This is a genomic window from Curtobacterium sp. NPDC089689 (assembly GCF_044749145.1).
Classification (GTDB): Bacteria; Actinomycetota; Actinomycetes; order Actinomycetales; family Microbacteriaceae; genus Curtobacterium.
Genome location: NZ_JBIVHJ010000003.1, coordinates 88729 through 102758, shown reverse-complemented (window position 1 = coordinate 102758; position 14030 = coordinate 88729). Strand labels below are relative to the sequence as shown.

Genomic DNA, 14030 nt, shown 5'->3' with positions numbered 1-14030 from the left:
CTGGCACCGTCCTCCCGGTCGGTCCGTGGTCGCGTCCGCGACCCGTGTGCGGGCCGCTCGTGTCGTTCGACAGGCTCAGACGAGCGACCGGAGCACGTACTGCAGGATGCCGCCGTTGCGGTAGTAGTCGGCCTCGCCGGGGGTGTCGATGCGGACGACCGCGTCGAACTCGACCGTCTGCTTGCCCGCCGGCGAGTGCTCGCTCGGCTCGGCCGTGACGTGCACGGTCTTCGGCGTGCGGCCCTCGTTGAGCTCGGTCAGGCCCGAGATCGAGACGACCTCCGTACCGTCGAGGCCGAGCGACTCGACCGTCTCACCCGCGGGGAACTGGAGCGGGACGACGCCCATGCCGATGAGGTTCGAGCGGTGGATGCGCTCGAAGCTCTCGGTGATGACCGCCTTGACGCCGAGCAGGTTCGTGCCCTTCGCCGCCCAGTCACGGGACGACCCGGAACCGTACTCCTTGCCGCCGAAGATGACGAGCGGGATGCCCTGCTCCTGGTAGTGCTGCGAGGCGTCGTAGATGAACGACTGCGCGCCGTCGGGCGTCGTGAAGTCGCGGGTGTAGCCGCCCTCCACGCCGTCGAGCAGCTGGTTGCGCAGACGGATGTTCGCGAACGTGCCGCGGATCATCACCTCGTGGTTGCCGCGGCGCGAGCCGTAGGAGTTGAAGTCCTTGCGGTCGACGCCGTGCTCGGCGAGGTAGTGGCCCGCCGGGCTGTCGGCCTTGATCGACCCGGCCGGCGAGATGTGGTCGGTCGTGACCGAGTCGCCGAGCTTCGCGAGCACGCGGGCGCCGGAGATGTCCGAGACCGCGTCGGGCTGCATGGTCATGCCCTCGAAGTACGGGGGCTTCCGGACGTACGTCGACTCGCTGTCCCACTCGAAGGTGTCGCCCGTCGGGGTCGGCAGGTTCTTCCAGCGGTCGTCGCCCTCGAACACGGAGCCGTACTCGTGGGTGAACATCTCGGTGTCGATCGAGTCGTCGATGACCTGCTGGACCTCGCCGGCGTCGGGCCAGATGTCCTTGAGGAAGACGTCGTTGCCGTCCTGGTCCGTGCCGAGGGCGTCCTTGTCGAAGTCGAAGTGCATCGAGCCGGCGAGGGCGTACGCGATGACCAGTGGCGGCGAGGCCAGGTAGTTCATCTTCACGTCGGGGTTGATGCGGCCCTCGAAGTTGCGGTTGCCCGAGAGCACCGCGGTGACGGCGAGGTCGTTGTCCTGCACGGCCTGCGAGATCTCCTCGGGCAGCGGGCCCGAGTTGCCGATGCAGGTGGTGCAGCCGTAGCCGACCGTGTAGAAGCCGAGGTCCTCGAGGTAGCTGGTGAGACCGGCCTTCTCGTAGTAGTCGGTGACGACCTTCGAGCCGGGCGCGAGGGTGGTCTTCACCCACGGCTTCGCCTTGAGGCCCTTCTTCGCGGCGTTCCGCGCGAGGATGCCGGCGGCCATCATGACCGACGGGTTCGACGTGTTCGTGCACGACGTGATCGCGGCGATCGCGACGGCGCCGTGGTCGATCGTGAACGCGTCGCCGTCGCCCACCGTGACGCTCGTCGGCTTCGTGATCGTGGTCGGCGCGCTCGACACGTGCGTCTCGGACGGCTGGGCGTACTCGTCGTCCTGCACGGCGTGCTCGTCACCGGGGGCCGCGGCCACCGGGTCGGACGCCGGGAAGGTGTCGGCGACGGCCTTGTCCTGCTGTGAGTGGTCGGCCGTGGCGTAGTTCTCGAGGTCGACCTCGAACTGGTCCTTGGCCTTCGACAGCTCGATGCGGTCCTGCGGGCGCTTCGGGCCGGAGATCGACGGGACGACCGTCGAGAGGTCGAGCTCCATGTACTCGGAGTACGCGGGCTCCACCGACGGGTCGTGCCAGAGGCCCTGGGCCTTCGAGTACGCCTCGACCAGGGCGATCTGCTCCTCGGAGCGACCGGTCAGGCGCAGGTAGTCGAGCGTGACGGCGTCGACCGGGAAGATCGCGGCCGTGGAGCCGAACTCCGGGCTCATGTTGCCGATGGTCGCGCGGTTCGCGAGCGGGACCTCGGACACGCCCTCGCCGTAGAACTCGACGAACTTGCCGACGACGCCGTGCTTGCGGAGCTCCTGCGTGATCGTGAGCACCACGTCGGTCGCGGTGACACCGGCCGGGATCGACCCGGACAGCTTGAAGCCGACGACCTTCGGGATGAGCATCGACACGGGCTGACCGAGCATGGCCGCCTCGGCCTCGATGCCGCCGACGCCCCAGCCGAGCACGCCGAGGCCGTTCACCATCGTGGTGTGCGAGTCGGTGCCGACGAGGGTGTCCGGGTACGCGTACAGCTCGCCGTCGAACTCGCGCGTGTAGGTCACCTTCGCCAGGTACTCGATGTTCACCTGGTGCACGATGCCGGTGCCCGGCGGGACGACCTTGAAGTCCTCGAACGCGGTCTGTCCCCAGCGGAGGAACTGGTAGCGCTCACCGTTGCGCTCGTACTCGAGGTCGGTGTTGCGCTGCAGGGCGTCCTCGCGACCGAAGAGGTCCGCGACGACGGAGTGGTCGATGACCATCTCGGCCGGCGACAGCGGGTTGATCTTGTTCGGGTCGCCGCCGATCTGCGCCATCGCCTCACGCATGGTGGCGAGGTCGACGATGCACGGGACGCCCGTGAAGTCCTGCATGACCACGCGGGCCGGCGAGAACTGGATCTCGGTGTCGGGCTCGGCGTCGGGCTGCCACGACCCGAGGGCGCGGATCTGCTCCTCGGTGACGTTCGCACCGTCCTCGGTGCGGAGGAGGTTCTCGAGCAGCACCTTCAGGCTGTACGGGAGCTTCTCGTGCCCGGGCACCGTGTCGATCCGGTGGATCGCGTAGTCGACACCCCCAACCGACAGCGTGTCCTTCGAGCCGAAGCTGTTGACTGCAGCCACTGTGCCGCCTCCCTGGTTGATCGGTGTGCCCCCATCCAAGCGGGCCGCAGAACGTCCCACCAGCAAGGCAAACCTAAACCCGCCAGCCCGCGAGGGTCCGGCGGGAAGTATCTCGATGTCGAGACAACTCTACACCGTGGCGGTGTCGTCCTCGTCCTCGTGCCGGAACACCGTCCGGACGAGCAACCACGTCACCCAGAGCAGCGCGGCGTACAGCGGGACACCCGTGATGAGCTTGATGCCGGCGAGCAGCTCGACCTGCGCGGTGAGGTACAGCGGGATCTCGATGAGCAGCCGGAGCGCGAACAGCCCGACCCACATCCAGGTCGCGACGGTCAGGACGCGGCGCTTCCCCGGGTCGGCGCGCCAGTCGGTCCCGGTGCCGTCCTCGTCCTGCGGCAGCAGCAGTCCGACGATCAGCCCGATGAGCGGCCGCCGGATCGCGAGCGTCACGAGCAGCACGACGAGGCAGACCACGTTGATGACGATGCCCGGGATGAAGTTGCTCTCGGCCTTCCCGGTCAGCAGCGCCAGCCCCGCCGAGATCGCCACGCCGAGGATGCCCGCGAAGCTCATCGCGAGCGACTGCCGCTGCACGAGCCGGAGCACGACGAAGACGAGGCCGATGACGACGGGGATCACGACGCTCGGGACGAGCTCCTTCGTCACCGCGTACACGATGAGGAAACCGAAGCCGGGCAGCACCGACTCCGCGAGGCCCCGGACACCACCGACCGCCGTGAGCAGCGCACGGCCGGACGGCGCCTCGCCCGGGGCTACCTGGCCGATGCCGGCGTTGCGGACGGCGTCGCGGAGCTGGGCGTTCAGCGACAGCGGCTCGGCGCGCTCCGCCGCGAAGCGGTCGTCGACGGGCGCGACCCCGTCGGGCCCCACCCCGTCGGGCGCGACCCCGTCGGGTCGGGGGGTGTCGTCGTGGTCCGGCACCGTGCCTCCAGGCGGGGTCAGATCGCCGACTGCGTCGACTTCGGCATGTGCAGCGGGATGAGGTCGCGCGGCGGCATGGGCGTGGTGCCGCGCACGACGACCACGCTGCGGAACAGCTCCTCGATGTCGGCGGCGTCGTCCGGGGACTCGGCGGCCTTGCCGGCGATGACCCCGCGGAGGAACCAGCGCGGACCGTCCACGCCGACGAAGCGCGCCGGACGCGCCCCCTCGGTGACGCCGTCCTCGTTCGCGACCGGGACCTGGGCGCGGAGCTCGGGGCCGAACGGTCCGTCGACCTCGGTGACCTCGCCGCCCTGGCGTTCGATCTGCTCGGCGATCTGCGCGCGGATCTCGTGCCAGAGGCCGGTGGAACGGGGCGCGGCGAACGGCTGGACCTGGAGCGTCGACTCGTCGAAGTCGAGCCCGACGGCGACGACGCGCTGCGAGCCCTCCTCGACCTCGAGTCGCAGGTGCAGGCCCTCGCGCGGAAGCACCTTCACCCCGCCGAGGTCGACGTACGGACGGACCAGGTTCGCCTCGGTCTCGTCGTGAGGGCCGTTCTCGGCGCGGTCCTCGGGAGCGGACTTGTCGGTCGGTGCGACCGCGTCCACCTCGTCGAGGTCGGCGTCGGCGTCGGTGGCGATGTCCACCTCGGGGGTCGTCTCGGCGACCTCCACCTCGTCGGCGACGGCGTCCGCCACCTCGACCTCGTCACGCTTGCGGCGGCCGAACTTCATGCGCGGGATCCTTCCTGGACGTTCTCTGCGGCGCTGCTGACGGTACCGCTCCGGTCACCGTAGCCCGAGGAGCCGAACCCACCCTGGCCGCGGACGCTCTCGGGGAGTTCGTCGACGCGGGTGAACACGACCCGGGGCACGGGCATGACGACGACCTGCGCGATGCGGTCACCGACGTGGACCTCGTACGGTTCGGAGGCGTCCGTGTTGAGCAGCGCGACCTTCACCTCGCCGCGGTAGCCCGCGTCCACGGTGCCGGGCGAGTTCACGATCGTGATGCCGTGCTTCGCCGCGAGTCCGCTCCGCGGCACGACGAACGCCGCGTACCCCTCGGGCAGGGCGATCCGTAGGCCGGTGCCGACGAGTCGACGCTCCCCGGGCTGCAGCACGAAGGCCTCGGCGGAGACGAGGTCGCCGCCGGCGTCCCCGGGGTGGGCGTAGTGGGGCGGGTTCTCCCCGGTCCAGAGGACGTCGACTGGTTCGGTCACGTGACGAGGGTAGTGCAGACCGTGACCGTTCCGTGATGTGCGGTGAGGACGCAGCCCGACTCGTGGTGGGATGGTCTCGTGACCCTGTACCGCGAACGACTCTGGGCCCCGCCGGCGCTCTACCTGGCGACGGCCCTCGTGATCCCCGCCAGCCTGCTCGTCTTCCTCCCCATCAGCGTGCTCGCCGGGGTGCTCGTGGCGATCGGGATGGAGATCGGGGTGCTCGTGCTCCTCTGGGCGCTCGCCCCGACGGTCGAGGTCACGGAGACCGAGTTCCGGGCCGGCCGGGCACACCTGCCGCGGGAGCTCGTCGGCGACGTCGAGGGCTTCACCGGCGCCGACGCCACGGCCCAGCGCGGACCGCAGCTCGACGCCCGTGCGTGGACGCTCTTCCGCGGCTACGTCCGGGGCGTCGTCAAGGTCGAGGTCCGCGACGAGGCCGATCCGACCCCCTACTGGCTGGTGAGCGTCCGTCGTCCGGACGAGGTGGTGGCGGCGCTCCGCGCCTGAGCTGCGTCGTGACGGACGGGAGGCACGTGGCGGCGCCGCCACGGGCCTCCCGTCCGTCTGCTGGTCGCCAGCCGCAGGGCGCACGAGACTCGGCGTGGCGGACGACGCCCGTGCGCACGAGCACGCGACTCGTCCGCCCGCACGACACTCGGCATCCGGGCCACGAGACTCGGCAGCCGCGCCGCGCGGCCGCACACGCAGGAGACCCCGCCACCGGAGGGTGACGGGGTCTCGAGGATCGCGTGCTTACAGTGCCGCGCACTCCGCGCACACCGGGCCGAGCTTCGACTCGTGGTCGAGCTGCGAGCGGTGCTTCACGAGGAAGCACTCGACGCAGGTGAACTCGTCGACCTGGGGCGGGAGGACGACGACGTCGAGGTCGACGTCGGAGAGGTCCTGACCGGCGAGCTCGAACGAGCCCGGGTTGTCGGAATCATCGTCGACGACGCCCGACATCTTGTCGGGGACGCGCTCCTTCAGAGCCTCGATCGACTCCGAGTCCGAGGAGTCGTCGGTCTTCCGGGGGGCGTCGTAATCGGTGGCCATGCCCATCCATTTCTCGTATCGAGAGGTCGTCGCCGGTGATCGGCGGCGACAGTTTGCACCACGACCCGCCGGAGTGCAAACCGAACGTCCCGGCGGTTCGTTCTGGCGCTGCAACCCGTTGTCGAGCCCCGCCATTCCCGCACTGTCCGGAGCCGCGGACCGCACCTCGCGGCACGCCGTGCGCCTCCCCGGGATCGGGGTCCGCGCGCTGCATACTCACGGGGTACGACGCACGACCGTACGCACGCATCGGAAGGCGGAACCATGCAGGACCTGAGAGTCATCGGAGTGGAGTCGGGCGCACTCCTGCTCGCGACGGACGGCGGCACGGAGTACCGGCTGCCCGTCACCTCGTCCCTCCCGGGCCAGGTCCGGCAGGCGAACCCCGAGGGCGGACCGCAGAAGCGCGTGTCGCCGAAGGACGTGCAGGCGCGCATCCGCGGTGGTGCCGACGCCGCTGACGTCGCCGCCGCGCTCGACGTCGACGTCGACTACGTCCGCCGCTTCGAGGGCCCGGTGCTCGCCGAGCGCGCGTTCATCCTCGACGCCGCCCGCCGCGTGTCCGTGACCCCGGTCGACGACGAGGCGCCCGACACCTTCGGCGAGGCGATCACCGCCAAGCTCGAGGCCGGCGAGGCCACCGGCGTGCAGTGGGCGTCGTGGAAGCACGTCGACACCGGCTGGCAGGTCCGCGTCCGCTACGCCGTCGACGAGGTCGAGCACGACGCCCAGTGGCGCTTCGATCCGAAGACCTCGACGCTCGTGCCCGACAACGGCGACGCGCACCGGCTCTCGCACACCGACGACGAGGGCATCGCGCCCCGCCTCCGCGCAGTCGAGTTCGAGCACGAGGACGCCGACGGCACGCGCTTCGACTCCGGCGCCTTCCGCGTCGAGTCCGCCGACGACGAGCTCACGAACCCCGAGGTCGCCGAGCGTGCCCCGCTCCGAGCCCCGCTCCCCCGCATCGGGGCGGCCACTCCCGAGGAACGCGCTCCCGGCAACGAGACCGCCGACCTGCTGGAGGCCCTCCGTCGCCGCCGCGGTGAGCGTGAGGCCGCGTCGTTCACGGAGCACCAGGAGGAGCCCCGCCGGACCTCCATCAGCGTCGTCGACGTGCCGCTGCACGGCTTCGAGGACTCATCGGACACCGCCCCGCAGCCCGATGCCCGTCCGTCGTCGGCCCCGGAACCCGAGGCGCGCGACCGGAAGAAGCGGAGCCGCCGTTCGATGCCGAGCTGGGACGAGATCGTCTTCGGCACGCGCCCGGAGGACCCCGCCTGATCCCCGCCCTGGAGGCACGGCCCGGCCCCGTCACGCACCGCGCGTGACGGGGCCGGTCCCGTCCAGGGCGTCTGCGGGCGGCCGCGTTCGGTCGCGTGGTCAGCCCGCGAAGGCGCCGGCGAGGCGGAGCGGGACGAACGTCTCCTCGTCGGTCATCGCACCGTGCTGCCCGAGCATGCGCTTCGGGACCTCCCCGGGACGGAGCGCCCGGTCGTCGTTGAACGCCCACGAGCCGCGGGCCACGAGCACGACGTCGCCGATGCGGTCGACGACCTCGGGTGCCACGACACCGAACCACCCGGCCTCGATCGCCTCGGCACGGGCCGCGACGTATGCCTTCTTGCCGTAGCGGGCCCGGAAGCGGCCGACGAGGTCCCGCACGTCGGTGCCCGGCGCGACGGCGAGCTGCCGGCAGCGCGGGTCGCCGGCGACCCCGACGACGTCCGTCAGCAGCGCCGGGTCCATCGGCAGGTTCGCGTGCTCCGGGACGTCGAGCACGCCGTGGTCCGCCGTCACGACGACCCCCACGTCCGGGCGGAGCGCACGGTCGAAGCGGGCGAGCTCGCCGTCGAGCAGTTCGAGCGCCGCGGTCCACCGGTCGGACTGCCACCCGTGCTTGTGCCCGATCGAGTCGAGCTCGGGGACGTAGAGGTACACGAGGGAGCGGCCCGTCGCGGTCTCGGCGAGGGCGGCGTCGACGCGCTGCGCGATCGAGTCGGCGGACACGTACCGCGCGCCGCCGAGGACGCTCGCCGTCATGCCCGACGACCGGTACCGCCCGGGGCCGACGACGACCGGGTCGACGCCGAGCGCCGCGGCCTCGGTGAAGAGCGTCGGGCCGAGCAGCCAGTCCGCCGGCACCTCGTCGTCCCACCCGCTGAGCAGGTTCATCACGCGCTCGGTGTCCGGGTTCCACCCGCTGTAGCCGACGACCCCGTGCGAACCGGGTGGTCGACCGGTCGTGAGGGTGCTCAGCGCCGCGGCCGTCGTCGTGGGGAACCCGCTCCGCAGCTTCTTCGCGGAGCCGCTCGCGGGCGGGGCGACCAGCCATCGCGCGTGCCCAGCGCGCGCCGAGAGCGCCGCGGAGCCGAGGCCGTCGACCAGCACGACGACCGCCGAGCGGGCGGGGCGGAGGGCGATCCGTGCCTCCAGGCCGTGTGATCGCAACCACGCGTCGTCCGCGGCGCCGAGGGCCACGAGGCAACTCGGGAAGACGTCGGCGAGGTTCGCGGCGGCGTCGGGGGCCGTCGGTACGCTGGTTCCCATCCCCACCAGTCTCGCAGAAGGGTGCCATGGCACGCACGGAAGCAGTCGGCCTGCCCGACGGTGAACGCATCGAGGACGTCGACGTCTCCGAGGAGATGCAGGGCTCCTTCCTCGAGTACGCGTACTCCGTCATCTACTCCCGGGCGCTCCCCGACGCACGCGACGGCCTCAAGCCCGTGCAGCGCCGCATCCTCTACCAAATGGCCGAGATGGGCCTCCGGCCCGACCGCGGGCACGTCAAGAGCGCGCGCGTCACCGGCGAGGTGATGGGCAAGCTGCACCCGCACGGCGACAGCGCCATCTACGACGCCCTCGTCCGCATGGCGCAGCCGTTCACGATGCGGGTGCCGCTCGTCGACGGCCACGGCAACTTCGGCTCCCTCGACGACGGCCCCGCCGCGGCCCGCTACACCGAGGCGCGGCTCGCCGAACCCTCGATGGCGATGACCGAGGGCCTGGGTGAGGACGTCGTCGACTTCGTCCCGAACTACGACAACCAGATCATGCAGCCCGGTGTCCTGCCGGCGGCGTTCCCGAACCTCCTCGTCAACGGGGCGTCCGGCATCGCGGTCGGCATGGCCACGAACATGGCGCCGCACAACCTGGGCGAGGTCGTCGAGGCCGCGAAGCACCTCCTCATGAACCCGCAGGCCTCGCTCGAGGAGCTCATGGAGTTCGTGCCGGGCCCGGACCTGCCGGGTGGCGGCACGATCGTCGGGCTCTCCGGGGTCCGCGATGCCTACGCCACCGGCCGCGGCTCGTTCCGCACCCGCGCGAAGGTCAGTGTCGAGAACCTCACCCCGCGCAAGGCCGGGCTCGTCGTCACCGAGCTCCCCTACCTCGTCGGTCCCGAGCGCGTGATCGAGAAGATCAAGGACGGCGTCCAGTCGAAGAAGCTCGTCGGCATCTCCGACGTGAAGGACCTCACCGACCGGAACCACGGGCTGCGACTCGTCATCGAGATCAAGTCCGGCTTCAACCCCACCGCGGTGCTCGAGCAGCTCTACAAGCACACCCCGCTCGAGGACGGCTTCGGCATCAACAACGTCGCACTCGTCGACGGCTCCCCACGGACCCTGGGGCTGCGGGACCTGCTCGACGTCTACGTGCGGCACCGCATGTCCGTCGTCACCCGACGGTCGGAGTACCGGCTGGCCCGGCGCCGTGAGCGGCTCCACCTGGTCGAGGGCCTGCTCATCGCGATCCTCGACATCGATGAGGTCATCGAGGTCATCCGCTCGTCGGACGACTCCGAGGCCGCGCGCTCCCGACTGCAGACGGTGTTCGACCTGTCCGAGGTGCAGGCCGAGTACATCCTCGAGCTCCGGCTCCGCCGCCTGACGAAGTTCTCCCGCCTCGAGCTCGAGGGCGAGCGCGACCAGCTCCTCGCCGACATCGCCGCGCTCGAGGAGCTCCTCGGGTCCGACGAGCGGCTCCGCGCGCAGGTGTCGCTCGAGCTCACCGAGGTGTCCGACCGGTTCGCGACGCCACGCCGGACCCTCCTGACCGAGGCCGACGCCCCGGTCCGCGGTGGTCGCAAGGCCGCGGTCGACCCCGAGTCACTGCAGATCGCGGACTCGCCGTGCCGGGTGATCCTCTCCACCACCGGGCGGCTCGTCCGCGTCGACATCCCGGACACCGACCTGGGGATCGTGCGGGTGCCGAAGCGCTCGAAGCACGATGCCGTCCGGTCGTCCGTCGTCTCCACCGTCCGTGGTCAGCTCGGCGCGCTGACGTCGACCGGCCGGGTCGTGCGGTTCTCCCCCGTCGACGTCCCCGCGGTGCCGCCGGCGTCCGTCCGGCTCGACGCCGGCGTGCGTGTGTCGGAGTACCTCGGCGTGCCCCGGACCGAGACGGTCGTGGCGCTCCTCGCGCTCACCGGTGAGGACTCCGTCGCGATCGGCACCGCCCAGGGCGTCGTGAAGCGCGTCGTCGCCGGTGCGTGGCCGGACAAGCCCGAGGTCGTCGCGATCGGCCTCAAGCCGGGTGACTCGGTCGTCGGCGCAGTCCAGGCGCCCGAGGACGACGACCTCGTGTTCATCACCTCGAACGCCCAGCTGCTGCGGTTCTCGGCGTCCGGCGTCCGCCCGCAGGGACTGCCCGCCGGCGGCGTCGCCGGGGTCGCACTGGCTGCTGGGGCGTCCGTGATCTGGTTCGGATCGGTCCCCCGCTCCGACGACGCGGTGGTCGCCACGGTGTCCACCTCCTCGTCGGCGCTGCCCGGCACCGACAACGGCCGGGCCAAGGTGTCGGCGCTGTCCGAGTTCCCGGCGAAGGGCCGCGCGACCCAGGGTGTCCGGGCACACGCGTTCCTCAAGGGCGAGGACGGCTTGACCGTGGCGTGGGCGGGCATCGCGCCGCCGCACGCCGTGGGGACGGACGGCGCAGCGCGGACCCTGCCGGACTGGCTGTCGAAGCGCGACGGGTCGGGCAGTCCGCTCGACGCCGTGATCGGCACGATCGGCGGGAGCGCGGCCGCGCTCGACGGGACCGCAGGCGAGGCGTAGGCGCGCGGCGGGCGGCGCCGCGCCGCGCGCCGCCGGGCCGAGTCTCGGGATCAGCGACAGTTCTCGCGCGCGAGCCCACGAGAACTGTCGCCTGGCGCGAGTCTCGGCGCTGCCGCGCTGAGACACGGCAGCCCACGCACGTCCGCGTCGCAGCGCGCTACGCGTCGATACGGTCGCGATCGAGCCCCTCGCCGGCGAGGATGAACTCCTTGCGCGGCGCGACGTCGTTCCCCATCAGCAGCTCGAACACCTTCGCAGCGTTCTCGGCATCGGGCACGTTCACCCGTCGGAGGGTCCGGTGTGTGCGGTCCATCGTGGTCTCGGCGAGCTGGTCGGCGTCCATCTCCCCGAGGCCCTTGTACCGCTGGATCGGCTCCTGGTACTTCTTGCCCTGCTTCTCGAGCTTCTTCAGGACCGCCTGCAGCTCGGCCTCGGAGTAGGTGTACAGCGTGTCGTTCGCCTTGCCGCGGTTCACCACGACGACCCGGTGCAGCGGCGGCACGGCAGCGAAGACCCGACCCTGCTCGATCATCGGGCGCATGTACCGGAAGAAGAGCGTGAGCAGGAGCGTGCGGATGTGGGCGCCGTCGACGTCGGCGTCGGACATGATGATGATCTTGCCGTAGCGCGCCTGGTCGATCTCGAACGTCCGACCCGAGCCGGCGCCGATGACCTGGATGATCGACGCGCACTCGGCGTTCGACAGCATGTCCGAGACCGAGGCCTTCTGCACGTTGAGGATCTTGCCCCGGATCGGCAGCAGCGCCTGGTACTCGCTGTTCCGCGCGAGCTTCGCGGTGCCGAGCGCGGAGTCGCCCTCGACGATGAAGAGCTCCGTGCCCTCGGCATCCTGCTTGCGGCAGTCGGCGAGCTTGGTCGGCAGCGAGGAGTTCTCGAGCGCGTTCTTCCGCCGCTGGGTCTCCTTGTGCGCCCGGGCGGAGATGCGGGTCTTCATCTCCGCGACGACCTTCTCGAGCAACGTCGCGGCCTGTGCCTTCTCGGTGCGCTGCGTCGAGGTCAGGATCTCGGTGAGCCGCTTCGACACCACCTGGTCGACGATCTTCCGGACCGCCGGCGTGCCGAGGACCTCCTTCGTCTGGCCCTCGAACTGCGGCTCGGGCAGGCGCACGGTGAGCACAGCCGTGAGCCCCGCGAGGACGTCGTCCTTCTCGAGCTTGTCCTGCCCGACCTTGAGCTTGCGGGCGTTCGCCTCGACCTGGGCGCGGACCGCCTTGACGACACCAGACTCGAAGCCGGCCTGGTGCGTCCCGCCCTTCGGCGTCGCGATGATGTTCACGAAGCTGCGGAACACCGTCTCGTAGCCGCTGCCCCACCGCAGCGCCAGGTCGACCTCGCACTCGCGCGACACCGACGTCGACACCATGTGCCCCTTGTCGTCGAGCATCGGCACGGTCTCGGTGAAGGTGCCCGTGCCCTGGACGCGCCAGACGTCGGTCACGGCGCCGTCGACGGCGAGGTGCTCGACGAACTCGCTGATGCCCCCCTCGTACCGGAAGCGCTCGATCACCGGACCGTCCTCGAGCGGCGCACCCGTGGCGGCGGCACGCGACGCGGCCGCCTCGATCGACGACGGTCGGGCGTCCGTGATGGTGATCCCGAGCCCGGGGACCAGGAACGCCGTCTGGCGCGCACGGTTGACGAGGTCCTGCGTGCTGAAGCGGGCATCGGGCGTGAAGATCTGCCGGTCGGCCCAGTAGCGGATGCGCGACCCGGTGACGCCCTTCTTGACCTTGCCGACGACCCGGAGCTCGCTGCCGGACGTGAACGGTGTGAAGGGCGCATCGGGACCGTCACCGGCGAACGTCCCCGGCTCACCACGGTGGAACGACATCGCGTAGGTCTTGCCGCCGCGGTCGACCTCGACGTCGAGCCGCTCCGACAGCGCGTTGACGACCGACGCCCCGACACCGTGCAGACCACCGGACGCCGCGTACGAGCCCGAGCCGAACTTGCCGCCCGCGTGGAGCTTCGTGAACACGACCTCGACCCCGGTCAGGCCGGTCTTCGGCTCGACGTCGACGGGGATGCCACGAGCAGTGTCGCGGACCTCGACCGAGCCGTCCGGGTGCAGCACCACGCCGATCTCGTCACCGTGCCCGGCGAGGGCTTCGTCGACGGAGTTGTCGATGATCTCCCACAGGCAGTGCATGAGGCCGCGCGAGTCGGTCGAGCCGATGTACATGCCCGGCCGCTTGCGGACCGCCTCGAGCCCCTCGAGGACGGAGAGATGGCGCGCAGAGTAGTCGGAGCTCACCGTCCGATCGTACTGAGCACCACCGACGCCCAGCGCCCTGACACTCGGTCTGGGGCCAGTGGGTCCGCGCTGAGCGAAACGTGCCCCGATGATGCCGTACATCCAGGCACCACGTGTTCAAATGGTCAGCAACCGGCACCCGTTGGGTGGAAACCCGGCACCCGCCCTGCGATCCGTGAGGAGCACAGCAATGACCCAGACCGTGCAGGACCTCTCCATCGACGAATTCGGCAGCAACCAGCTCACCGCTGCTGACCGCTGCGACAGCTGCGGAGCGCAGGCCTACATCCGAGCGACCATGGCGAGCGGCGAGCTCCTCTTCTGCGCCCACCACGGCGCCGAGTTCAAGGACAAGCTCGCAGCCACCGCCATCGAGTGGCACGACGAGAGCAGCCGACTCTACGAGTCGAAGTAGCGTCCGGACGCGACAGCGTCCGCATGTGACTGACGGGAGGCGGGGGGGGGGCGGGGGGCCCCCCCCCCCCCCCGGGGGGGGGGGGGGGCCCCCCCCCCCCCCCGCCCCGCCCCGGCCGCCCCCGCCGGACCGAAGGGGGGGGGTTTGGAC

General features: G+C 71.0%; 11 protein-coding genes. 4 read left to right on the top strand and 7 right to left on the bottom strand.

Features of this window, described 5'->3' with window-relative positions:
- Positions 1 to 75: 75 nt before the first annotated feature.
- The 4 genes from ACIPYW_RS12075 to dut form a co-directional block, all read right to left on the bottom strand.
- On the bottom strand, positions 76 to 2907 hold the full coding sequence (locus ACIPYW_RS12075; RefSeq protein ID WP_400413819.1) for an aconitate hydratase: 2832 nt from the start codon (positions 2905 to 2907) through the stop codon (positions 76 to 78).
- 129 nt (positions 2908 to 3036) lie between these two features.
- Positions 3037 to 3852 carry a DUF3159 domain-containing protein gene (locus ACIPYW_RS12070; protein WP_400413816.1) on the bottom strand — a complete coding sequence of 272 codons (816 nt, stop codon included), beginning with the start codon at positions 3850 to 3852 and terminating at the stop codon, positions 3037 to 3039.
- A 17-nt stretch (positions 3853 to 3869) separates the two neighbouring features.
- Entirely contained in the window at positions 3870 to 4589 is a 720-nt protein-coding gene (locus tag ACIPYW_RS12065) for a DUF3710 domain-containing protein (protein ID WP_290131887.1), read from the bottom strand.
- Positions 4586 to 5077, bottom strand: a complete 492-nt coding sequence (gene dut / locus ACIPYW_RS12060; RefSeq protein WP_290131888.1) for a dUTP diphosphatase — start codon at positions 5075 to 5077, stop codon at positions 4586 to 4588. Before dut ends, ACIPYW_RS12065 begins: the two co-directional genes overlap by 4 nt.
- 78 nt (positions 5078 to 5155) lie before the next feature.
- Between dut and ACIPYW_RS12055 the strand changes: the two genes are divergently transcribed.
- Positions 5156 to 5587 carry a DUF3093 domain-containing protein gene (locus tag ACIPYW_RS12055; protein ID WP_400413813.1) on the top strand — a complete coding sequence of 144 codons (432 nt, stop codon included), beginning with the start codon at positions 5156 to 5158 and terminating at the stop codon, positions 5585 to 5587.
- A 246-nt stretch (positions 5588 to 5833) separates the two neighbouring features.
- Here ACIPYW_RS12055 and ACIPYW_RS12050 read toward each other — a convergent pair whose 3' ends face one another.
- Positions 5834 to 6133, bottom strand: coding sequence for a DUF4193 domain-containing protein (locus ACIPYW_RS12050; RefSeq protein WP_031272446.1), 300 nt, complete (start codon positions 6131 to 6133; stop codon positions 5834 to 5836).
- 264 nt (positions 6134 to 6397) lie between these two features.
- Between ACIPYW_RS12050 and sepH the strand changes: the two genes are divergently transcribed.
- On the top strand, positions 6398 to 7417 hold the full coding sequence (sepH, locus tag ACIPYW_RS12045) for a septation protein SepH (protein ID WP_400413810.1): 1020 nt from the start codon (positions 6398 to 6400) through the stop codon (positions 7415 to 7417).
- Between the two features lie 99 nt (positions 7418 to 7516).
- On the opposite strand, the gene ACIPYW_RS12040 is transcribed toward sepH, so the two are convergent.
- Entirely contained in the window at positions 7517 to 8683 is a 1167-nt protein-coding gene (locus tag ACIPYW_RS12040) for an alkaline phosphatase family protein (RefSeq protein ID WP_400413808.1), read from the bottom strand.
- A gap of 26 nt (positions 8684 to 8709) precedes the next feature.
- Here ACIPYW_RS12040 and ACIPYW_RS12035 point away from each other — a divergent pair, with 26 nt between their 5' ends.
- A complete protein-coding gene (locus ACIPYW_RS12035; RefSeq protein WP_400413806.1) occupies positions 8710 to 11190 on the top strand; it encodes a DNA topoisomerase (ATP-hydrolyzing) subunit A in 2481 nt (826 codons plus the stop codon).
- A 157-nt stretch (positions 11191 to 11347) separates the two neighbouring features.
- Here the strand turns inward: ACIPYW_RS12035 and ACIPYW_RS12030 are convergent, their stop codons facing one another.
- Entirely contained in the window at positions 11348 to 13465 is a 2118-nt protein-coding gene (locus ACIPYW_RS12030; RefSeq protein ID WP_400413803.1) for a type IIA DNA topoisomerase subunit B, read from the bottom strand.
- Between the two features lie 190 nt (positions 13466 to 13655).
- On the opposite strand from ACIPYW_RS12030, the gene ACIPYW_RS12025 reads away from it, so the two are divergent.
- On the top strand, positions 13656 to 13880 hold the full coding sequence (locus ACIPYW_RS12025) for a hypothetical protein (protein WP_058725269.1): 225 nt from the start codon (positions 13656 to 13658) through the stop codon (positions 13878 to 13880).
- The last annotated feature ends 150 nt before the right edge of the window (positions 13881 to 14030 follow it).

Excerpts from the sequence above, each read along its gene's own strand:
- sepH (WP_400413810.1), top strand. The coding sequence starts at position 6,398 with ATGCAGGACCTGAGAGTCATCGGAGTGGAGTCGGGCGCACTCCTGCTC.
- ACIPYW_RS12050 (WP_031272446.1), bottom strand. The coding sequence starts at position 6,133 with ATGGCCACCGATTACGACGCCCCCCGGAAGACCGACGACTCCTCGGAC.
- ACIPYW_RS12025 (WP_058725269.1), top strand. The coding sequence starts at position 13,656 with ATGACCCAGACCGTGCAGGACCTCTCCATCGACGAATTCGGCAGCAAC.
- ACIPYW_RS12035 (WP_400413806.1), top strand. The coding sequence starts at position 8,710 with ATGGCACGCACGGAAGCAGTCGGCCTGCCCGACGGTGAACGCATCGAG.
- ACIPYW_RS12040 (WP_400413808.1), bottom strand. The coding sequence starts at position 8,683 with ATGGGAACCAGCGTACCGACGGCCCCCGACGCCGCCGCGAACCTCGCC.
- ACIPYW_RS12065 (WP_290131887.1), bottom strand. The coding sequence starts at position 4,589 with ATGAAGTTCGGCCGCCGCAAGCGTGACGAGGTCGAGGTGGCGGACGCC.